Raw genomic sequence first — 20,995 nt, forward strand, 5'->3', positions numbered from 1 at the left:
GGGCGCCCGCAGGCGCGTCTGAAAACAACAAGCCACGCGGGGGAACCGGCGTGGCTTGTTGTACGAATAATGACCGATTTAACCGGCCAAAGGCCGCGCAGTATACCGCAAAGTGGGGCGTTTAAAGCACCTGCAATCACCTTGTGTCAGCAGCCCTGCAAGACGTCGACGCAGACAGTGCCTGCAGTCCCCAAGGGAGCCTGTGCATCTTACGTCATGACAGCCCATGCCCTACCGTGTCAGGCGCAGAGTGCGACTGTCAGACACAAACAGTATTTGTTTAACTGCCTCGTCGACATTTGAAGTCGCTATTTAACCTGACGCTCAAGGATGAGAACGTACCCATGAAGAACACACTGAAAATCTGGCTGTCACTGGCCGTCTTTTTTTACCTGCCGTTTGCCAGCGCCGGCGGTCCCAATCTGGGACTGTTCCTGATCATGCACGATCAACTTACAAAACATGAACGCGCTGAACTGGCGGACAGCTACTTGAATCCCCTGCTCGCTCAGCTGGAGGAAATCACCGGGCGCAGGACAACGGTCACGTTCATCGAAAACGAACCGGGCCTGACAAACTTCGCCTATCGCGGGGAGAAGCTGGACACTGTGCTCTACCGGTTGTCCAGGGAGAGCATCGAATATGCAAACGCAAAGAACCTGCCGCGCCCTTCGGAGCGGCATAAATATGTGCTGATCACTTCCAATAAAATCAACGGGACAGTACACGGCGTCACGGCAACGAGCCATAACGTCGCAATGGCGTCCCTTAAAGATTACAACACGCTGCCACATGAGGTCGGTCACCTGTTTGGTGCTGAACATGAGGCTGCAACCGGTTTTCCATGCCAGACGACAATGTGGGAAAACTCCACTACATCGATTATCCCCTGCTATTACTTCAGCGACGCCAACAAGGAACTGATCCGCAAATACGTCGACAACCTGTCTGTTCGCTGAGCAATCGGCCTGACGTTATGCCTCACACGCCAGGCCACGCTTGCCTCGTCCTACGAAGCCGCACTCTCAAGCTTGCGCCAAAGCAGACGCACATTGGCCTTGCGCACCAATGCGCAACGGTACAGGCGGATCTCCAGCGGCACATGCCATTGCGGTCCGCCACACACCACCAGCTCACCGCGCGCCAGTTCGGCGCGCACACTCAGTTGCGGCACCCAGGCGATGCCCAGACCTTCAAGCGCCATGCTTTTCAGGCTGTCAGCCATCGCCGTTTCGTAGACCGTGGTGAAGCGCAGATTGCGCTGACGCAGCAACAGGTTCACCGAGCGTCCGAGAAAGGCCCCGGTGCTGTAGGCAAGCAGCGGCACACTGCCCTCACCTTCCATATCGAATAACGGTCGCCCCTCGGCATCGGCGGCACAGACCGGCAACATCTCGGTATGCCCCAGATGCAGCGAGGGGAAGATTTCCGCGTCCATCTGCAGCGCGGCATCGGGATCGTAGAACGCCAGCATCAGGTCACAGCCACCTTCACGTAACGCATGCACCGCATCACCGACGTTGGTCGCCACCAGACGGGTCGCAATGTTCAGCCCCTCGTTGCGCAACTGGGCGATCCAGCGCGGAAAGAACCCCAGCGCCAGGGAGTGTGCCGCAGCCACCTGCATCACCTCGCCCTGCCCGCCTTCCAAGTGATGCAGATGGCGTACGACCTCGCCCAGTTGCTCGACCACGGTGCGGGCCGTGACCAGAAATAATTGTCCGGCGGCGGTCAGCTCGATGGGGGTACGCGAGCGATTGACCAGCGTCAGCCCCAGCGCCGACTCCAGACTGCGAATCCGCCGGCTGAATGCCGGCTGGGTCACGAAGCGACGCTCGGCGGCCTGAGAAAAGCTGCGAGTGGCGGCCAGGGCGCTGAAATCCTCCAGCCATTTGCTTTCCAGATTCATCAGGTCCTCCCGGACAATGGATGACGGCTTCGATAGGCAATTGCGCATGCCCAGTGGCACCGATTTGCAGCGTCACAGTGGGACGCCCGGCGACGCGGCGCGGATACATGCCCGGACGGCGCAGCAGGAGCGACCAAACGAGCGCACAGGTGCGACATTTTGCCCCCTTTACGCACTGAACGGAATCCAGGTCACACCCTGATTATGCCGTTCTTGCATAGGCCAGCGTTTAACAGCATTGGTCAATCGAGGGCGGCAAGCCCACTATTCGTGGCGTTCCGGCATTGTCCGTGCCTTTTTGAGACTTTTTTTATCATGTCCTCGCCTGCATCATCGCGCATCGAAAAAGACCTGCTTGGTGTTCTCGAAGTACCTGCCAACGCTTATTACGGCATCCAGACCCTGCGAGCGGTGAACAACTTTCACCTCTCCGGCGTGCCACTTTCGCACTACCCGAAACTGGTAGTGGCGCTGGCCATGGTCAAGCAGGCGGCGGCGGATGCAAACCATCAGCTCGGACACCTCAATGCTGCCAAGCATGCGGCCATCAGCGAGGCCTGCGCGCGCCTGATCCGCGGCGACTTCCATGATCAGTTCGTGGTCGACATGATCCAGGGCGGCGCTGGCACGTCCACCAACATGAATGCCAACGAAGTCATCGCCAACATCGCTCTGGAAACCATGGGTTTCGAGAAAGGCGACTACAAACACCTGCACCCCAACAACGATGTCAACATGGCGCAGTCGACCAACGACGCCTACCCCACTGCGATCCGTCTGGGTCTGCTGCTGGGTCACGACGCCCTGCTCGCCAGCCTGTCCAGCCTGATTCAGGCGTTCGCCGCCAAGGGCGAAGAATTCAACCACGTGCTGAAGATGGGCCGCACCCAGTTGCAGGACGCTGTTCCGATGACTCTGGGTCAGGAATTCCGCGCCTTCGCCACCACCCTGACCGAAGACCTCAACCGCCTGCGCAGCCTGGCCCCCGAGCTGTTGACCGAAGTGAACCTGGGCGGAACCGCAATCGGTACCGGCATCAACGCCGACCCCGGCTATCAGAAGCTGGCGGTCGATCGTCTGGCGCTCATCAGCGGCCAGCCTCTGGTGCCTGCCGCCGACCTGATCGAAGCGACCTCCGACATGGGCGCCTTCGTGCTGTTCTCGGGCATGCTCAAGCGTACTGCAGTCAAGCTGTCGAAAATCTGCAACGACCTGCGCCTGCTGTCCAGCGGCCCGCGCACCGGCATCAACGAAATCAACCTGCCGGCACGCCAGCCAGGCAGCTCGATCATGCCCGGCAAGGTCAACCCGGTGATCCCGGAAGCGGTCAATCAGGTGGCTTTCGAAATCATCGGCAACGACCTGTCGCTGACCATGGCTGCCGAAGGCGGACAATTGCAGCTCAACGTTATGGAGCCGCTGATCGCCTACAAGATCTTCGACTCGATCCGCCTGCTGCAGCGCGCCATGGACATGCTCCGCGAGCACTGCATCGTCGGCATCACGGCCAACGAACAGCGCTGCCGCGAGCTGGTCGAGCATTCGATCGGTCTGGTCACCGCCCTGAACCCTTACATCGGTTACGAGAACTCCACCCGTATCGCCCGCATCGCGCTGGAAACCGGCCGCGGCGTGCTGGAACTGGTGCGTGAGGAAGGTCTGCTCGACGACGCCATGCTCGACGACATCCTGCGCCCGGAAAACATGATCGCTCCTCGCCTGGCCCCCTTGAAGGCCTGACAGGAATGACCTGCGCAACCTGCTCACCAGATTGAGGGCCTAGACACCCCTCAATTTTTTGAGGGTCTGGGAGTGATTCTCCAGACCCTTTTTTTTGCCTGCAGCAAAGGGCTCCGACACTGGACCCAGAGCCTTCGGCACCCTACTTTTGCGGAGCCATCCGTGGAAGTATTCATTCATCGTCGCGAATGAAGAATCAGCCGTCCAAGAAAGCGACTACAGACGTAAAAACTTTGCACCGGTATAGTGCGCCCCCTCAAAAGTAGCGAGGAATAACAAAAATGCTGGAAATGATTAACGACTTTCTCTCCGGTAAGGTACTGATCGTCCTTATCGTAGGCCTGGGTAGTTACTTCACGATCCGCTCGCGTTTCGTTCAGTTTCGACACTTTTTCCACATGTTCTCGGTTTTTCGCGACAGTCTGCGCAGCAGCGCGGGACAATTGAGTTCGTTTCAGGCCCTGATGCTCAGCCTGGCGGGCCGCGTCGGTGCCGGTAACATCGCAGGCGTCGGCATTGCCGTGACGCTCGGCGGGCCGGGTGCCGTGTTCTGGATGTGGGTGACCGCACTGGTCGGCATGGCCAGCAGCTTCATCGAGTGTTCACTCGCTCAGCTCTACAAGCGCAAGGATTCCGAAGGCCAGTTCCGTGGCGGTCCGGCGTTCTACATCCAGCACGGTCTGGGCAAGCGCTGGCTGGGCATGGTCATGGCCGTACTGCTGCTGGTGACCTTCGGTTTTGCTTTCAACGGCCTGCAATCGCACGCTGTGACCGACTCACTGAAAAGCGCGTTCAACGTCGACACCCGAACCACCGGCATCTGCCTGGTCGTACTGCTGGGCCTGGCGTTCGTTGGCGGCATCAAGCGTATCGCGGCGATTTCCGACCTGCTGGTTCCGGTCAAGACCCTGATCTACATCGCGGTCACCATCTACGTCATCGTCCTGCAGATCGACCACGTTCCCGGCATGCTTATGACGATCGTCAGAAGCGCCTTCGGCCTTGATCCGGTCTTCGGCGGCCTGATCGGCAGCGCGATCGTGATGGGCGTCAAACGTGGCGTCTTCGCCAACGAAGCCGGTCTGGGCAGTGCGCCCAACGTGGCTGCCGTGGCACAGGTCGAGCACCCGGTGGCACAGGGCGTGGTTCAGGCGTTCAGCGTGTTCCTCGACACCTTCGTGATCTGCACCTGCACCGCCTTGCTGATTCTTCTGTCCGGTATCTACGACATCGGCTACGACGGCAACGGCATCGTTCTGGCACAGAACTCGCTGGCAGCCGTGGTCGGAGACTGGGGCCGGGTGTTTATCAGCGTAGCGCTGGCACTGTTCGTCTTCACCTCGATTCTCTACAACTACTACCTGGGCGAAAACAGCCTGCGGTTCCTGTTTGGCGAGAAGATGCAGACCATCATCATCTACCGCATCGCGGTACTGGTATTGATCATGTGGGGTGCCGTCGTCGACCTGAAAGATGTACTGGCATTCGCCGACATCACCATGACCATGCTGGCGTTCGTCAACCTGATCGCCCTCGCCATGCTGTTCAAAGTCGTCAAGCGCATTTTGAATGACTACGATGCGCAACGTCGGGCCGGGGTCAAGACGCCGGTGTTCGATTCCAGTCAGTTCCCTGATCTGGACCTGGACCGCAACGCATGGCCAGCCAATCCGACCCGTCAGTCGACGCAGGATGCCGAAGCGGCAGCCAAGCCTGCGCCCGAAGCACGATAACCACCGCGACACTGCGCCGGAGAAGAGCCATGCCTGATGACGCACAACAACCCGCCCAACGCGTGATGGTTCTTTACACCGGCGGCACCATCGGCATGCAGGCCAGCGCCAACGGCCTGGCACCGGCCTCCGGTTTCGAAGCGCGAATGGCCGGGCAACTGGCCGAGCACCCGGAACTGGTGGTGCCGCAGTGGCGCTTTCGCGAGATGGCGCCGCTGATCGACAGCGCCAACATGACGCCTTCCTACTGGCTGCGCCTGCGCGCGGCGGTGATCGAGGCGGTTGAGGTCGACGGCTGCGATGCGGTGCTGGTCCTGCATGGCACCGACACCCTGGCGTACAGCGCAGCGGCGATGTGCTTCCAGTTGTTGGGGTTCAGCGCGCCGGTGCTGTTCACCGGTTCGATGCTGCCTGCCGGCGTGCAGGACAGCGATGCCTGGGAAAACGTCAACGGCGCTCTGCTGGCGCTGGGTTCGGGTCTGGTGTCAGGCGTTCAGCTGTATTTCCACGGGCAACTGATGACACCCGTACGCTGCGCGAAAATTCGCAGCTTCGGTCGTCAACCGTTCGCACCGCTGCAACGCTCGCGGGGTGGCCATGCGGTGATTTCGCTCCCTGACGCACTGAACTATCGCCAGCCCAAGACACTGGCAGAAGTGGCGGTATTGCCGCTGTTTCCCGGTGTCGGTGCTGCCCAGCTGGACGGTCTGATCAACAGCGGTATCCGCGGTCTGGTGCTCGAATGCTTCGGCAGCGGCACCGGCCCCAGTGACGATCCGCAATTTCTGGCCAGTCTGGAAAACGCGCGAGCGCTGGGTGTCTGTGTGGTCGCGATTACCCAGTGCCATGAGGGCGGTGTCGAGCTCGATGTCTACGAAGCGGGCAGCCGTCTGCGCGGTGCAGGCGTGCTCTCCGGTGGTGGCATGACCCGTGAGGCAGCGCTCGGCAAACTGCATGCGCTGCTGGGCGCCGGCCTGACGACCGAAGAGGTCCGCCGCCTGGTCGAACTGGACCTGTGCGGCGAGCTGCGTTAAGCGGCTGCCTCTGCTTTACCCGAGGCGTCACGCACTCGCGCGACGCCTCACCCCTTCATGAAGCCTTGCATTCTTCCTGCGCGCCCCTGAGCATCGAATCCAGATTGCGCTCGATGTTTTCGCACAACGCCGTCATCTGAATCTCATGTTCACTGGCACGGAACGGGCTCTGCAGGTCGGTACCGATCTTCTCGATCGCCAACAGCATGAAACCCACCACTGTCGACGCCAGAGGCGTGAACCAGCCAAGGGTCTCCACCAGGCCAATCGGTACGATCAGACAGAACAGCGTGATGAACAGGCGCGGAAAGGCCACGTACGGATAAGGCAACGGTGTATTGGCAATACGCTCCATGCCGCCCTGACAATTGGAGATATCCACCATGGTCGACTCCAGACGCGCCAGACGAATGCTGTCGAGCCGCCCGGCCTGATACTCCTTGGCCAACAGCGCCGCCGACGTATTGAGCAGGTCGTTAGGAAAATTGTTGGTGTCGTGACGGCGTTCGAATTCCTCGCGAGGGATCAGCATCTGCACCTCGTCACCACACTTGGCGCCCTTCAGGTGCGCAGACAGGCACTTCACATAGGCGACGTGACGACGCAACAGCGTGGCCTTGACCGGGTTGATCCCGTCGTCATCCTCGACCAGCGTCAGCACTTGCCGAGCGAAGCTGCGTGAACTGTTGACCAGCGCACCCCACAGCGTCCTGGCTTCCCACCAGCGGTTATAGGCACTTGAATTGCGAAAGCTGGTCAGCACCACCAGCGCCGAGCCCAGCAGGGTCAACGGCATGGACGGCAAGGTGATCTTGCGTTCCAGGTAGAGCATGAAGTCGACCGTGACAATCACGTCCCAGATCAACAGCCAGAAAAGCGACCATCCTACATAGCCGATGGTCTTGCCGAGAAAACGGATTTTCGAAATGATCGTTTGCTGCAAAAGAACCACCCCATCGAAAAATAAGCGAACCGCATACGCACAGTTACCGCATGGCCTTTGAATACGAAACCGGCAGTTGGTTCGCAAGCGGCCCGCTTATCTCGGGGTTTCGGACGTTTTCAGCAGCCGCTCAGGGCCACCTGCGGACGCTCGCCGGTGAAGAAAACCGGCCGCAGGCGGACACCGATCACGTTACCGGCGTAGGCCGCCACCAGCCACAGCCAGCCGTGCAGGCTGCCGGAGGCAATGCCGCTGAAGTACGCACCGATGTTGCAGCCGTAGGCCAGGCGCGAGCCGTAGCCGAGCAACAGGCCGCCGATGACCGCCGCCACCAGAGAGCGCGTGGGGATGTCGAGGCTGGGCGCAAAACGACCCGCCAGGCCTGCCGCCAGCAAGGCACCGAGCATGATGCCGATGTCCATCACACTGGTGATGTCTTCCCACACCGGAGCCGCCAGCGCCTTGGCGTTCGCAGCGCTCTGCCAGAACACCCAACTGCCGACGTCCACGCCCAGACCACTGGCCGCTTTCGCACCCCATAGCGCGAACGCCGAGGTGATGCCCCACGGGCGACCGGCCAACGCCAGCGTTGCGTAATTGAGCAGTGCCAGCGCGACAGCGCCCCAGACCAGAATCCACGGCCCGCGCAGCACGCGACTCAGGCCACGACGGTCCGTGGCTGGCGGCACTTCAAGCTGGCCGTGACGGCGCTTTTCGAGCTTGACGGTCACCAGCGCGATCAAGCCGAACAGCGCCAGATTGACCAGCAGCGCAGGCAGCACGCCGAAGGTCTTGACCACCGACACCGCCGGGAACGAAGGCAGGGCAAACCACCAGTCGACGTGATGGGTGGCAATCAGTGAGCCGAGGATGAAAAACAGCAGTGTCACCAGCATCCGCGCATTGCCACCGCCGGCAGTGAACAGTGTGCCGGACGCACAGCCACCGCCCAGCTGCATGCCGATGCCGAAAATGAACGCGCCGACGACGACCGAAACCCCGGCAGGCGCAACCAGGCCGGTGACTGGCTGGCCGAACAGCGTGCCCGCACCGAGTGCCGGGAAAAACAGCACCACAGCGACCGCCAGCATGACCATTTGCGCGCGCAGGCCAGCACCCCGCCGCTCGCGGATGAACACCCGCCACGCCGAGGTGAAACCGAATGCCGCGTGATACAGCGTTACGCCCAACGCCGCGCCGACGATCCACAGCATCACCTGGCGGGTGCCGACACTGAGCAGAAGGAACTGGGCACCCATCAGCAGCAGGAACAGCGCAGCCAGCGGCGCGCCGAACTTGCGTCCGGGTGTTGCAGTAAGAGAGTTGTTCATGGGTATCTCAAGGACAGGTAACAGTAAGCGCAGATTATACGCCTGCCAACGGGACTACTCGGACCAGGCCTCGCGCAGCCTGTTCAATGCATCGAGCATTTCGTCCTCGGGCACTGCGGCAAAGCCCAGTACCAGCCCGGCGCGGTTATCCACAGGCTCAGTGGAGTCAGGCAGCCAGTAATCACTCAGGGCATTCATTTCGACACCGACGCCATTGGCCTTGGCAATCAGCGCCTGCTCGCGCGCCACGCTGTCGACCTTGACCATGACATGCAGCCCGGCAACCACTCGGGGCATTGCCGAGCATCCCGGGATATCGGCAGGCCAGTTATCCAGCAGCACATTGCGACGACCGAGCGCCGCACGGCGCATGCGACGTATGTGTCGTTGAAAATGACCCGACGCAATGAATTGCGCCATGACCGCCTGAACCCCTATTTCGGTATGACGCATGTCCACGGCCTTGCGCTGGCTGAACACCGGCACCAGTGGCTCTGGCAACACCAGATACCCAAGGCGCAGCGCCGGGAAGGCGATTTTGCCAAACGTCCCGACGTACAGCACTCGCGCGTTGCGGTCGAGCGCGGCCAGGGGGGCCAAGGGTGAACCGCTGTAGCGATACTCACCGTCGTAATCATCCTCGACGATCCAGCCCTTGTGCCTCTCGGCCCAGGCCAGCAATTCCAGGCGCCGCGCCAGGCTCATCACCACGCCGGTCGGGTATTGGTGTGAAGGCGTCACGTAGGCCAGTCGACAGTCTGCCTGCTCAAGGTCGGCGCAACGCATGCCCTCGTTATCCACAGCCACGCCGTGCAATCGAGCACCTGCCAGTGCAAACGCATGACCGGCCGCCCGATAACCCGGATTCTCCACGGCAACGCCCTCGCCCGGCGTCAGAAGCAACTGTGCACAAAGGCTGATCGCATGCTGCGCGCCACTGGTGATCACAATTTGCTCAGCACTGCACGGCAGCCCACGCGATGAGCGCAGGTAGACCGCGATCAATTCGCGTAACCGCGGGTCTCCCGCTGCCGACCCATAACCGAGCTGGGCACGGTCCGGCTTGCGCCAAAAAGCGGCATACAGCTTGCCCCACAAGGCAAAGGGGAAAAGATCGAACGCCGGAACGCCTACCCGAAAGGCTCGTGGCTGACCCGCCGGAGGTTCATGCAGATGATGTTTTTCAAGCAGCGCCAGTGCCGGGCTGTGGATAACTTCACAGCAGGAATCCGACGGCATTTCAGCCGCGATTGTGGACAAACCTGTGCGTAACCCTGTGGATACACCTGTGGGTAAGTTGGTGGATAGTTTTTTACGGCTCGCACGCCGAGACGCAGCGCTTGGTTCCGCGAGCTGCGCAACATAGGTACCGTCGCCAACGCGTCCTTCGATGAAACCCTCGGCATACAGCTGGTCATAGGCGCGTATGACGCTGTTACGGGAGATGCCCAGTGAATGCGCCAGATCGCGACTGGCTGGCAGACGCGTGCCGCCGCTCAGACGCCCATCGAGGACCTGCTGGCGCAACAACCCATAAAGCTGCTTGCTCAGGCCCTGATTCGGGTTCAGCGCGATACCAGTGAGGGTGGACGCAAACGCAACGGGGAGATCAGGCATGCATTGGCCCTGTTAAAACGATCAAAAATGGATCTTACATCAGACCAATGCCTTGCCTACGATCCTGTCACTCGCCAAGGAACAGTCCCCATGTACATCCCTGCCGCTTTCAACGATAACGACACGCCGAGCCTGCACCAGCAGATGGAGCAGACGCGCCTGGCGATCCTGGTCACCGACGGCGCAGAAGGATTGCAGGCAACCCACCTGCCGCTGCTGTTGCGCCGCGATGAAGGTTCGTATGGCACGCTTTACGGGCATCTGGCCAAAGCCAATCCGCAATGGCAGCAACTGAGCTCAGGTGCCGAAGCACTGGTGATTTTTCCTGGCGGCGATGCCTACGTGAGCCCGTCGTTCTATCCGAGCAAGAGGGAGCATGGCAAGGTCGTACCCACGTGGAACTATGTGGCCGTGCATGCTTATGGGCAGGCCGAGGTTTTCACCGACGCCGCGCAATTGCATCAATTGCTGGCTGACCTGACCCATCGCCATGAATCCGACCGAGCGCAACCCTGGTCCATTGACGATGCGCCAGCGGACTACATCGCGAAGATGCTCGGAGCGATTGTCGGATTCGCCATTCCGGTGCAGCGGCTGCAGGGCAAACGTAAACTCAGTCAGAATCGCAGCGCTGCGGACATAGCCGGTGTGCGCGACGGCCTTGCCGCAAGCCAGGATGCAAATGACCAACACATCGCTCGCCTGATGAGCGAAGGGAGCAGCTCATGACCGATATCCGGATTCGCCGCGTTACCGTCGACGATCATCACGCGTGGCTGCCTCTGTGGCAGGCCTACCTGCGCTTCTACAACACCGAGTTGGCCGAAGGCGTCAGCGAGAACACCTGGCAACGCCTTGTGGACCCGAACGAGCCGACTCACTCGGCGCTCGCCTGGCGGGGTGACGAGGCGGTGGGCATGGTGAACTTCATCTACCATCGCTCCAACTGGAGCATCAACAACGCCTGTTACCTGCAGGATCTGATCGTCGCCCCCGAAAAACGCGGGACAGGCATCGGCAGGCAACTGATCGAGTTTGTCTACGCCACGGCCAAGGCAGACGGTTGCGACAAGGTGCACTGGCTGACCCACGAAACCAACGCCACGGCCATTCAGTTGTACGAGCGAATCGCCGAACGGCCCGGCCTCATACAATTTCGTAAAGCACTCTGAAACAGGAAGTGACTGATGTCCGACACCCTGCTGGACTGGCAAGCCGCTGCACTGCCCACGGCCCATACACTGACAGGCCGTTTCATTCGTCTGGAAAAACTCGATGCCGCGCGTCACGCCGATGACCTGTGGGCGGCACTCGAGGGTCCGAATGCGGACCCGCAGCTGTGGGATTATCTGCCGTACGGGCCGTTCAGTGACCGTGGCGCATTTGGTGCGTGGCTGGTCGCGCACCAGGCGGCCACCGATCCGTGGTTTTACACCGTGGTCGATCAGCAGACCAATAAGGCCGAAGGCGTCATCAGCCTGATGTCGATCGTCGCTGCCCATGGGCGTATCGAGATAGGTCATGTCACCTTCGGCGCGGCCATGCAACGCACGCCCAAAGGCACCGAAGCCATTTACCTGCTGGCCAGAGAGATTTTCGCACTGGGCTATCGCCGCCTGGAGTGGAAGTGCAACGCCAACAACGCCCGCTCCAAACGCGCTGCCGAGCGATTCGGCTTCAGCTACGAAGGCACCTTCCGCCAGCACATGGTGGTCAAAGGCCAGAGCCGGGATACCGCGTGGTACTCAATCCTCGACAGCGAATGGCCTGAGCGGCAGAACGCCTTTGAGCGCTGGCTGGCTGTGGATAACTTCAAAAACGGGCAACAGATCAAGGGGCTTGAGGCGTTTCGGTAATCCTGAGGGACGCAGAGCGTCAAGAACGGCATTCCCACGCTGGAGCGTGCGGAACGATAGTCGTGACCACTGGCCGCACCTGCACAGAATAAAAAAGGGAAGCCACGAGTGCTTCCCTGAGGTAAACCTTTGGATGATGCGCGGGTGTCAGCTCAACCTTCGATCTCGATCAGCACTTCGCCCGGATTGACGCGGTCGCCCTTGGCGACGTGGATGGCGACGACCTTGCCGGCGACCGACGCCTGAACCTCGGTCTCCATCTTCATCGCTTCAGTGATCAGCACTGCCTGACCGGCCTTGACCACATCGCCCTCCTTGACCAGCACATCGACGATGTTGCCGGGCATGGTGGTGCTGACGTCACCCGGTGCGTGGGCTTGTTTGCGTTTGCTGGCCCCGCCGCCGACGAATTCGTTGAGCGGCTCGAACACCACCTCTTCCGGCATGCCGTCTATGGTCAGGTAGAAGTGGCGCTTGCCCTCGGCCTTGACGCCCACACCGGTGATGTCGACCCGATAGGTTTCGCCGTGCACATCAATAACGAACTCGGTCGGCACGCCCTCACCGCCGGCCCTGGCCACGCTTCCGGCTTCGGGAATCGGCAGCAGCACTTCCGGCGCCAGCGTCCCGGCTGCACGTTCCTCAAGGAACTTGCGGCCAATGTCCGGGAACATGGCAAACGTCAGCACGTCCTCTTCGGACTTGGCCAGCGCGCCGATATCAGCCCTTAGCTTGGTCATCTCCGGCTTGAGCAGGTCGGCCGGACGAACATCGATCAGCTCTTCATTGCCGATCGCCTGACGACGCAGTTTTTCATCCACCTGACCCGGCGCCTTGCCGTAGCCGCCTTGCAGGTAAAGCTTCACTTCATTGGTGATGGTTTTGTAACGCTCCCCGGCCAACACATTGAAGAACGCCTGGGTACCGACGATCTGCGAGGTCGGGGTTACCAGCGGCGGATAGCCGAGGTCTTTGCGCACGCGCGGAATTTCAGCCAGCACTTCGCTCATGCGGTTGAGTGCGCCCTGCTCCTTCAACTGATTGGCCAGGTTGGAAATCATCCCGCCAGGCACCTGGTTAACCTGTACCCGGGTGTCGACTGCAGTAAATTCGCTCTCGAACTGATGATATTTCTTACGCACCGCGTAGAAGTACAGACCGATTTCCTGCAGCAGCTCCAGGTTCAGACCGGTGTCGAACTCGCTGCCTTTGAGCGCAGCCACCATCGATTCGGTGCCCGGATGGCTGGTGCCCCAGGCAAAGCTGGAGATCGCCGTGTCGATATGGTCCGCGCCGCTTTCAATCGCCTTGAGCTGACACATGGCAGCCAGACCGGCCGTGTCATGCGAGTGGATGAACACCGGCAGCGACTGCTCGGCCTTCAGCGCCTTGACCAGCTCACCCGTGGCATAAGGCGTCAACAGGCCGGCCATGTCCTTGATCGCCACCGAGTCACAGCCCATGGCTTCCATCTGCCGGGCCTGCGCCACGAAGGCCTCGATGGTGTGCACCGGGCTGGTGGTGTAAGCGATGGTGCCCTGTGCGTGTTTGCCCGCCGCTTTCACCGCCTCGATGGCAACCCGCAGGTTACGCACATCGTTCATGGCATCGAAAATACGGAACACATCAATACCGTTGACCGCCGCCTTGGCGACGAACGCCTTGACCACGTCATCGCTGTAGTGCCGATAACCCAGCAGGTTCTGCCCACGCAGGAGCATCTGCAACCGGGTATTGGGCAAGGCCGCACGCAGCTGGCGCAGGCGTTCCCACGGGTCTTCCTTGAGAAAACGCACGCAGGCATCGAAGGTAGCGCCGCCCCAGACTTCCAGCGACCAGTAGCCGACCTGGTCGAGCTTGTCGCAGATCGGCAGCATGTCTTCGGTACGCATGCGCGTCGCCAGCAACGATTGGTGAGCGTCACGCAGGATGGTGTCGGTTACAAAGATCTTCTTGGTCATTAGTAGTCCTTTCGAGCTGCAAGTTGTCAGCTGCAAGCTTCAAGTAAGAGCGACTCGGCTTTTACTTGCAGCTGGTAGCTTGAAACTTGCAGCTGCTTATTCATAAGCCTGCATGGGCGGCAATGGCGGCGGCGATGGCCAGGGCCAGCTCTTCGGGTTTGCGTTTGATCGAATAATTGGTCAGCTCGGGATGGCTCTCGACAAAGCTGGTGTTGAACTCACCGCTGCGAAACTCCGGGTTGCGGAGGATTTCCTGGTAGTAGGCAGCCGTGGTCTTGACCCCTTGCAGGCGCATGTCATCGAGCGCACGCAGGCCGCGGTCCATGGCCTCTTCCCAGGTCAACGCCCAGACAATCAGCTTCAGGCACATCGAGTCATAGAACGGCGGGATGGTGTAGCCGGTATAAATCGCCGTGTCGGTGCGCACGCCAGGGCCACCGGGCGCGTAATAGCGGGTGATCTTGCCAAAGCTGGGCAGGAAGTTGTTCTTCGGGTCCTCGGCGTTGATCCGGAACTGCAGGGCAAAACCGCGATGGATAATGTCTTCCTGCTTGACCGACAGCGGCAGGCCGGAGGCGATACGGATCTGCTCGCGAACGATATCAATGCCGGTGATTTCTTCGGTGATGGTGTGCTCGACCTGCACCCGGGTGTTCATTTCCATGAAGTACACCTCGCCCTCGGCGAGCAGAAACTCCACGGTGCCGGCGTTCTCGTAACCGACGGCCTTGGCCGCACGTACCGACAGATCGCCGATGTAGGCGCGCTGTTCGGGGGTCAACTGCGGGCTGGGAGCAATTTCGATGAGCTTCTGGTTGCGTCGCTGAATCGAACAGTCGCGCTCGAACAGGTGCACCACGTTGCCGAAGCTGTCGCCCAGAATCTGCGCTTCAATGTGCTTGGGATTGACGATGCATTTCTCGAGAAAGACTTCTGCCGAACCGAAGGCCTTGGTCGCTTCGGAAATCACCCGCGGGAAGGCCTGCTCGAGCTCTTCACGGCTGTTGCAGCGGCGGATGCCACGTCCACCGCCTCCGGAGGTGGCCTTGAGCATCACCGGGTAACCGATACGCTCGCCCTCGGCCAGCGCCTCATCGATATCTGCCACGTTGCCTTCGGTGCCGGGCGTGACCGGCACGCCGGCCTTGATCATGCTGCGCCGGGCCTCGGTCTTGTCCCCCATGCGGCGAATCACTTCTGCCGAGGGACCGATGAATTTGATCCCTCGCTCGGCACAGATATCGGCCAGTTCGGCATTCTCGGAAAGAAAGCCATAACCGGGATGCAACGCATCGCAGCCGGTCTCCACTGCCAGATTCACCAATTTACGCGGGTTCAGGTAACCCGCCAGAGGTTCGGCACCAATGCTGTAGGCTTCGTCGGCACGTTTGACATGCAAGGCATGCCGGTCCGCTTCGGAAAAGATCGCCACCGAGCGAATGCCCATCTCGGCGCATGCACGCACGATGCGAACGGCAATCTCCCCGCGGTTGGCGATCAGAATTTTTGTTATCACTGACGTTTCCCTCGACCCACACTTGTAACCGTGTATGTGACTGAATGTCGCAGGGCCACCCTATGCCGAATCGAGGATTAACAAAAATGAGTAAAAGTTGGGAGGTGCATAAGTAAAAGCTTATAGTTGAGGCTTCAGCAGCGTCAGGAAGCTTTTATAAATGCGTAAGTCATTGATGCGTATGACATTGCGTCAGTTGCGCATTTTCAATGAAGTGTGCGATCTGCGCTCCTACAGCCGTGCGGCCGAAGAGATGTCGCTGACACAGCCCGCTGTCAGCCTGCAGATTCGCCAGCTCGAAGAGCTGATCGGCCAGCCGCTGTTCGAATACGTCAGCAAAAAGCTCTACCTGACCGAAGCGGCGCAAGCGCTACAACAGGCCAGTCGGGATATTTTCGGGCGCCTGGAAAGTCTCGACATGCAGCTTTCCGACATGCAGGGCTCGCTGCAGGGCCAGTTGAAGCTCGCCGTCGAGTCGAGCTGCAAGTACTTCATCCCTCACCTGTTCGCCGCCTTCAAGCGCCAGCACCCGGAAGTCAGCCTGAGCCTGATGGTGGTCAATCGCGCGCAAGTCATCAGGCGCCTGTCGGATAACCGCGATGATCTTGTGGTGATGTCGGCAGTGCCGCTGGACATGGGCCTGGAGTTCCTGCCGTTCCTGAATAACCCGATTGTCGCCGTCGCGCCGCCTGACCATCCGCTGAGCAGCCGCGCGACGCTGAACCTGAAAGATCTGGAGCCATGGCCGTTGCTGACCCGAGAAACAGGATCAGGCACGCGTCGGGCCTGCGAGGAATTTTTCAAAGAGAAGCGCGTGCATTTCACGCAGACGCTGGAAGTGTCCTCCAGCGAAGCACAACGTGAATGTGTGGTTGCCGGGCTGGGCCTGGCGATGCTGACCCGACACGCGGTCTGCCAGGAACTCGCCACAGGCGCCCTGGTGGAGCTGCCCGTGGCGGAGTTGCCGCTGTATCGCAGCTGGTGTGTGGCTCAGGCCGGGGACAAACGCCTTTCACCCGTGGCACATGCGTTTCTTGCGTTCATCCGCAGTGAACGTGCGCAGATCAGCCAGCTTGTCGAGCGTTTCGACGGTCGACCGCGGGCAACTTGATCGCCTGCCAAACGGCGTTGTCCATGCCGTCCATGTAGTCGCACAACTCCTGATTGAGCTGACGTGCCTCGCTGTAGCTTTCAATTGCCCGACGAAACTCCATGCGACGTTGATCTTCCTGCTGACGGCGGGTTTTCACGGTGCTGGTAGGTAAATCATCGTAATGCCGAGCCATATCCTGTCTCCCAATACGTTTTGTGGGAGCACCAGCATGGAGCGAGGCAATGACAATCAGGCGGCGGGCATATGACAGCTTGGTTAAATTTTGAAACGTGGTAGCCGGAAAAGAGCCGCGAAAAATATATATCTACCGCATTCCGGTGCTCTAACGATAGAAACTGGCCCTGCAGGATGCAATTCACTCATTACATCAATTAATAGCAAGGAGCTACCTAATGACTATCGAAAACAAAAACTGGCAGGCACGTGATGACAGGATGCCAGGCGTTAAGACCTTGAAAGTTTCCGGCATCGTGACTGCCCCGCAGGCAAATTCGGTTCCGGTACTGGTCAAGAGCGCCAGACCAGCCGCTTTCAGCCATCTGGGTCTGGATCTGACGTTTGAAGCCCAAGACATCGGCGCCCAGGTGCTTACCGACAAAGAAGTTGTCTATACCCAGCCAAGTGGTGCCGATATCACGACTGTCAGCGTTTACTACAACGGCGAGCTGCTGGCGTCCATCAATGCAGTAGAAGTGACGCATTGATCAACGCAACATAGCATCTGATTCATGGGCTCCCGCCAATCACCTCAGGTCATTGGCGGGAGTTTTGGCGTCGTTTTCAAATTGAAAACGGCGTCAGTCTTCGTGGGTCTTGATCGACTTCGGTGACAGGCGCAAGCCGCGCAGGCTGCGTTTGACGCTCTTGAGGTGGTTGACCAGACCTGGGCCGCGGGCCATTGCGACGCCCATCGCCAGCACATCAATGACCACCAGGTGCGCGATGCGCGAGGTCAGCGGCGTGTAGATTTCGGTGTCTTCGTGCACATCGATGGCCAGATTGACCGAGGACAACTCGGCCAGCGGCGTCTGACTGGGGCACAGGGTGATCAGTGTGGCGCCGCTCTCGCGGACCAGATTGGCGGTGATCAGCAAATCCTTCGAACGGCCAGACTGCGAAATGCACACCGCGACATCCGTCGGCTTTAGCGTGACGGCCGACATTGCCTGCATGTGCGGATCGGAATAAGCCGCAGCGGTCAGCAGCAAACGAAAGAACTTGTGCTGCGCATCGGCGGCTACTGCGCCGGACGCGCCAAACCCGTAGAACTCGACCCGATTGGCCCCGGCCATGGCCGTGACTGCCAGTTGCAACGCATGGGGGTCGAGGTTTTCGCGCACTTCCATGAGCGTGTGCAGCGTGGTGTCGAAAATCTTCAGGCTGTAGTCGGCAACCGAATCGTCTTCGTGAATCGCGAACTGTCCAAAACTTGCGCCCGCCGCGAGGCTCTGCGCCAGCTTGAGCTTGAGGTCCTGAAACCCGGTGCAGCCGATGGCCCGGCAAAAACGCACGATGGTCGGCTCACTGATACCGACGCTGTGCGCCAGGTCTGCCATGGAACTGTGCATCACGGCCGCAGGGTCGAGCAGCACATGGTCAGCTACCTTGAGCTCCGATTTGCGCAGCAGATTACGTGACTGGGCGATGTGTTGCAGCAGATTCAAGGGGCAGACTCGGCAAAAGAGAGGTGGGCTGGGTTGTAGCTTTCTTGTAGTTATACTACATGACCTGCCAGCCGCCCAGTTAAACGAAGCTGTCACGGGCTGGCTGTGCTGGCTTTATCAGCGGCATTTGTGGGAATAATCCTACATTAGGCCGGATTCCCTGTCAGACCCTGACTGTTCACCAATAACGGTAGACGCAACGCATTCGCTCCCGGCGACAGGCGACGACCGGTCGTCAGCGCCTCCGCCATTTTTATTGCCTGACGCAAAGCATGGTTTGCCCGTCATCGCGCGGCACCCTAGAATGCGCTGATGCGCGATGATCTCTCTCTTCTTCTGAATTCCCTCAACGATGCCCAACGTCAGGCCGTAGCTGCCTCTCTGGGTCGTCAGTTGGTTCTGGCTGGTGCTGGCTCCGGCAAAACCCGTGTGCTGGTGCATCGCATCGCCTGGCTGATGCAGGTCGAGCAAGCCTCCCCGCATTCGGTCCTGTCGGTGACGTTCACCAACAAGGCCGCCGCCGAGATGCGCCACCGTATCGAGCAGCTGATGGGCATCAGCCCGGCTGGCATGTGGGTGGGCACCTTCCACGGTCTGGCCCACCGCCTGTTGCGTGCGCACTGGCAGGAAGCCGGGCTGGTACAGACCTTCCAGATTCTCGACAGCGACGACCAGCAGCGTCTGGTAAAGCGCGTGATGCGCGAGCTGGGCCTGGACGAACAACGCTGGCCTGCACGTCAGGCCCAGTGGTTCATCAATGGTCAGAAAGACGAAGGCCTGCGCCCGAAACATATTCAGGCCAGCGGCGACCTGTTCCTGACCACCATGAAAAGCGTCTACGAAGCCTACGAGATCGCCTGCCAGCGAGCCGGCGTCATCGACTTCTCCGAACTGCTGCTACGCGCACTCGACCTGTGGCGCGATAACCCGGGCTTGCTGGCGCATTATCAGCGCCGCTTCCGTCACGTCCTGGTGGACGAGTTCCAGGACACCAACGCCGTGCAGTACGCCTGGCTGCGCCTGCTCGCCCAGGGGGGCGACAGCCTGATGGTGGTCGGCGACGACGATCAGTCCATTTACGGCTGGCGTGGCGCGAAGATCGAGAACATCCACCAGTATTCCTCGGACTTCCCGGACACCGAAGTCATCCGCCTGGAGCAGAACTACCGCTCCACGGCGAGCATCCTCAAGGCCGCCAATGGCTTGATCATCAATAACAGTGGTCGCCTGGGCAAGGAATTGTGGACCGACGTCGGCGATGGCGAGCTGATCAATCTGTATGCCGCGTTCAACGAGCACGATGAAGCGCGTTACGTGGTCGAGACCATCGAGAGCGCGCTGAAAACCGGTATTTCGCGTAACGATATCGCCATTCTGTACCGCTCCAACGCCCAGTCGCGGGTGCTTGAAGAAGCCCTGCTGCGTGAGCGTATTCCGTACCGCATCTACGGCGGACAGCGCTTCTTCGAGCGCGCCGAAATCAAGAACGCCATGGCCTACATGCGCTTGCTGGAAGGCCGTGGCAACGATGCGGCACTGGAGCGGGTGATCAACGTGCCGGCGCGCGGCATCGGCGAAAAGACCGTCGAAGCGATTCGCGAGCATGCGCGTCATGCCGATGTGTCCATGTGGGAAGCCATGCGCCTGCTGGTGGCCAACAAGGGCCTGACCGGACGCGCCGCCACTGCCCTGGGCGGTTTCATCGAGCTGATCGAGAACCTCGCGGCCAAGGTCATGGAAATGCCGCTGCACCTGATGACCCAGACGGTGATCGAACAGTCCGGGCTGATTACCTATCACGAGCAGGAAAAAGGCGAGAAAGGTCAGGCGCGGGTAGAAAACCTTGAGGAACTGGTCAGCGCTGCGCGTGCCTTCGAGAATCACGAAAGCGAAGAAGACCTGACGCCACTGGCAGCGTTCCTGGGGCATGCCTCGCTGGAAGCGGGCGACACCCAGGCGCAGGAGCATGAAGACAGCATTCAGCTGATGACCCTGCACAGCGCCAAGGGCCTGGAATTCCCGCATGTGTTCCTGGTGGGCATGGAGGAAGGGCTGTTCCCGCACAAGATGAGCCTGGAAGAACCGGGCCGTCTTGAAGAGGAACGGCGTCTGGCCTATGTCGGCATCACCCGGGCCATGAAACAGCTGGTGATGACCTACGCCGAGACGCGTCGTCTGTACGGCAGCGAAACCTACAACAAGGTCTCGCGTTTCGTACGGGAGATTCCGCCTGCGTTGATTCAGGAAGTCCGGCTGTCCAACAGCGTCAACCGTCCGTTCGGCGGCACGCCGAAATTCAACAGCAGCAGCCTGTTCAACGGCACGGGCATTCCGGAAACCGAGTTCACCATGGGCCAGCGCGTCCAGCATGCGGTGTTCGGCGAAGGCGTGATCCTCAACTTCGAAGGCGCCGGCGCCCAGGCACGGGTGCAGGTCAACTTCCCCGAGGGCAGCAAGTGGCTGATGATGGGCTACGCGAAGCTGGTGCCGTTGTAGGCCGGTCAATCATCGTCCATACGCCCCTGACTGCCACTGACTATCGTTCCCGCGCTAAGCGTGAGGAACGATAATCCTCGT

18 protein-coding genes are annotated in these 20,995 nt (G+C 60.2%); 10 read left to right on the forward strand and 8 right to left on the reverse strand.

From position 1 onward, the window contains the following. Positions 1 to 344 precede the first annotated feature (344 nt). Entirely contained in the window at positions 345 to 959 is a 615-nt protein-coding gene (locus tag AC54XV_RS26680; protein WP_003401274.1) for a zinc metalloprotease, read from the forward strand. Between the two features lie 50 nt (positions 960 to 1,009). Here AC54XV_RS26680 and AC54XV_RS26685 read toward each other — a convergent pair whose 3' ends face one another. Continuing rightward, complete coding sequence (locus tag AC54XV_RS26685) at positions 1,010 to 1,909, reverse strand: LysR substrate-binding domain-containing protein (RefSeq protein ID WP_003401277.1); 900 nt, start codon at positions 1,907 to 1,909, stop codon at positions 1,010 to 1,012. A 315-nt stretch (positions 1,910 to 2,224) separates the two neighbouring features. Here AC54XV_RS26685 and aspA point away from each other — a divergent pair, with 315 nt between their 5' ends. From aspA to AC54XV_RS26700, 3 genes are all read left to right on the forward strand, one after another. Next, on the forward strand, positions 2,225 to 3,649 hold the full coding sequence (gene aspA / locus AC54XV_RS26690) for an aspartate ammonia-lyase (protein ID WP_011269395.1): 1,425 nt from the start codon (positions 2,225 to 2,227) through the stop codon (positions 3,647 to 3,649). Positions 3,650 to 3,930: 281 nt separating this feature from the next. Further along, positions 3,931 to 5,382, forward strand: coding sequence for an alanine/glycine:cation symporter family protein (locus tag AC54XV_RS26695; protein ID WP_032654703.1), 1,452 nt, complete (start codon positions 3,931 to 3,933; stop codon positions 5,380 to 5,382). A gap of 29 nt (positions 5,383 to 5,411) precedes the next feature. Beyond that, positions 5,412 to 6,416: an asparaginase gene (locus AC54XV_RS26700; RefSeq protein ID WP_496717517.1), complete on the forward strand. Its 1,005-nt coding sequence runs from the start codon at positions 5,412 to 5,414 to the stop codon at positions 6,414 to 6,416. A gap of 55 nt (positions 6,417 to 6,471) precedes the next feature. On the opposite strand, the gene AC54XV_RS26705 is transcribed toward AC54XV_RS26700, so the two are convergent. The 3 genes from AC54XV_RS26705 to pdxR all read right to left on the reverse strand — a co-directional run bounded on the left by AC54XV_RS26705 (position 6,472) and on the right by pdxR (position 10,307). Then, entirely contained in the window at positions 6,472 to 7,359 is an 888-nt protein-coding gene (locus AC54XV_RS26705) for a bestrophin family protein (protein WP_003316074.1), read from the reverse strand. Positions 7,360 to 7,478: 119 nt separating this feature from the next. Then, the gene (locus tag AC54XV_RS26710; protein ID WP_116893928.1) at positions 7,479 to 8,690 is read right to left on the reverse strand and encodes a YeeE/YedE family protein; all 1,212 of its coding nucleotides are present in this window, start codon (positions 8,688 to 8,690) and stop codon (positions 7,479 to 7,481) included. Positions 8,691 to 8,744: 54 nt separating this feature from the next. Beyond that, the gene (pdxR, locus tag AC54XV_RS26715; RefSeq protein ID WP_024642901.1) at positions 8,745 to 10,307 is read right to left on the reverse strand and encodes a MocR-like pyridoxine biosynthesis transcription factor PdxR; all 1,563 of its coding nucleotides are present in this window, start codon (positions 10,305 to 10,307) and stop codon (positions 8,745 to 8,747) included. A 90-nt stretch (positions 10,308 to 10,397) separates the two neighbouring features. Here pdxR and AC54XV_RS26720 point away from each other — a divergent pair, with 90 nt between their 5' ends. The 3 genes from AC54XV_RS26720 to AC54XV_RS26730 are packed head-to-tail and all read left to right on the forward strand — an operon-like array spanning position 10,398 to position 12,163. Beyond that, a complete protein-coding gene (locus tag AC54XV_RS26720; RefSeq protein WP_024642900.1) occupies positions 10,398 to 11,036 on the forward strand; it encodes an FMN-binding negative transcriptional regulator in 639 nt (212 codons plus the stop codon). Further along, a complete protein-coding gene (locus tag AC54XV_RS26725; protein ID WP_024642899.1) occupies positions 11,033 to 11,479 on the forward strand; it encodes a GNAT family N-acetyltransferase in 447 nt (148 codons plus the stop codon). The genes AC54XV_RS26720 and AC54XV_RS26725 overlap by 4 nt, the downstream gene beginning before the upstream one ends. Before the next feature lie 15 nt (positions 11,480 to 11,494). Next, entirely contained in the window at positions 11,495 to 12,163 is a 669-nt protein-coding gene (locus AC54XV_RS26730) for a GNAT family N-acetyltransferase (protein WP_024642898.1), read from the forward strand. A gap of 152 nt (positions 12,164 to 12,315) precedes the next feature. Here AC54XV_RS26730 and oadA read toward each other — a convergent pair whose 3' ends face one another. After that, on the reverse strand, positions 12,316 to 14,124 hold the full coding sequence (gene oadA, locus AC54XV_RS26735) for a sodium-extruding oxaloacetate decarboxylase subunit alpha (protein ID WP_057458180.1): 1,809 nt from the start codon (positions 14,122 to 14,124) through the stop codon (positions 12,316 to 12,318). 100 nt (positions 14,125 to 14,224) lie between these two features. After that, positions 14,225 to 15,640: an acetyl-CoA carboxylase biotin carboxylase subunit gene (locus AC54XV_RS26740; protein WP_003401293.1), complete on the reverse strand. Its 1,416-nt coding sequence runs from the start codon at positions 15,638 to 15,640 to the stop codon at positions 14,225 to 14,227. Positions 15,641 to 15,800: 160 nt separating this feature from the next. On the opposite strand from AC54XV_RS26740, the gene AC54XV_RS26745 reads away from it, so the two are divergent. Then, the gene (locus tag AC54XV_RS26745; protein WP_024638995.1) at positions 15,801 to 16,751 is read left to right on the forward strand and encodes a LysR family transcriptional regulator; all 951 of its coding nucleotides are present in this window, start codon (positions 15,801 to 15,803) and stop codon (positions 16,749 to 16,751) included. On the opposite strand, the gene AC54XV_RS26750 is transcribed toward AC54XV_RS26745, so the two are convergent. After that, the gene (locus AC54XV_RS26750; protein ID WP_003401296.1) at positions 16,705 to 16,890 is read right to left on the reverse strand and encodes a PA3496 family putative envelope integrity protein; all 186 of its coding nucleotides are present in this window, start codon (positions 16,888 to 16,890) and stop codon (positions 16,705 to 16,707) included. The two genes, AC54XV_RS26745 and AC54XV_RS26750, sit on opposite strands and share 47 nt — an antisense overlap. A gap of 256 nt (positions 16,891 to 17,146) precedes the next feature. Between AC54XV_RS26750 and AC54XV_RS26755 the strand changes: the two genes are divergently transcribed. Further along, complete coding sequence (locus AC54XV_RS26755; protein WP_024641708.1) at positions 17,147 to 17,458, forward strand: hypothetical protein; 312 nt, start codon at positions 17,147 to 17,149, stop codon at positions 17,456 to 17,458. Between the two features lie 93 nt (positions 17,459 to 17,551). Here AC54XV_RS26755 and hexR read toward each other — a convergent pair whose 3' ends face one another. After that, positions 17,552 to 18,418, reverse strand: coding sequence for a transcriptional regulator HexR (hexR, locus tag AC54XV_RS26760; protein WP_003401299.1), 867 nt, complete (start codon positions 18,416 to 18,418; stop codon positions 17,552 to 17,554). Between the two features lie 312 nt (positions 18,419 to 18,730). On the opposite strand from hexR, the gene uvrD reads away from it, so the two are divergent. Next, a complete protein-coding gene (gene uvrD / locus AC54XV_RS26765; protein WP_003367943.1) occupies positions 18,731 to 20,914 on the forward strand; it encodes a DNA helicase II in 2,184 nt (727 codons plus the stop codon). Positions 20,915 to 20,995: the final 81 nt, after the last annotated feature.

The organism is Pseudomonas fragariae (ex Marin et al. 2024) (assembly GCF_059621105.1).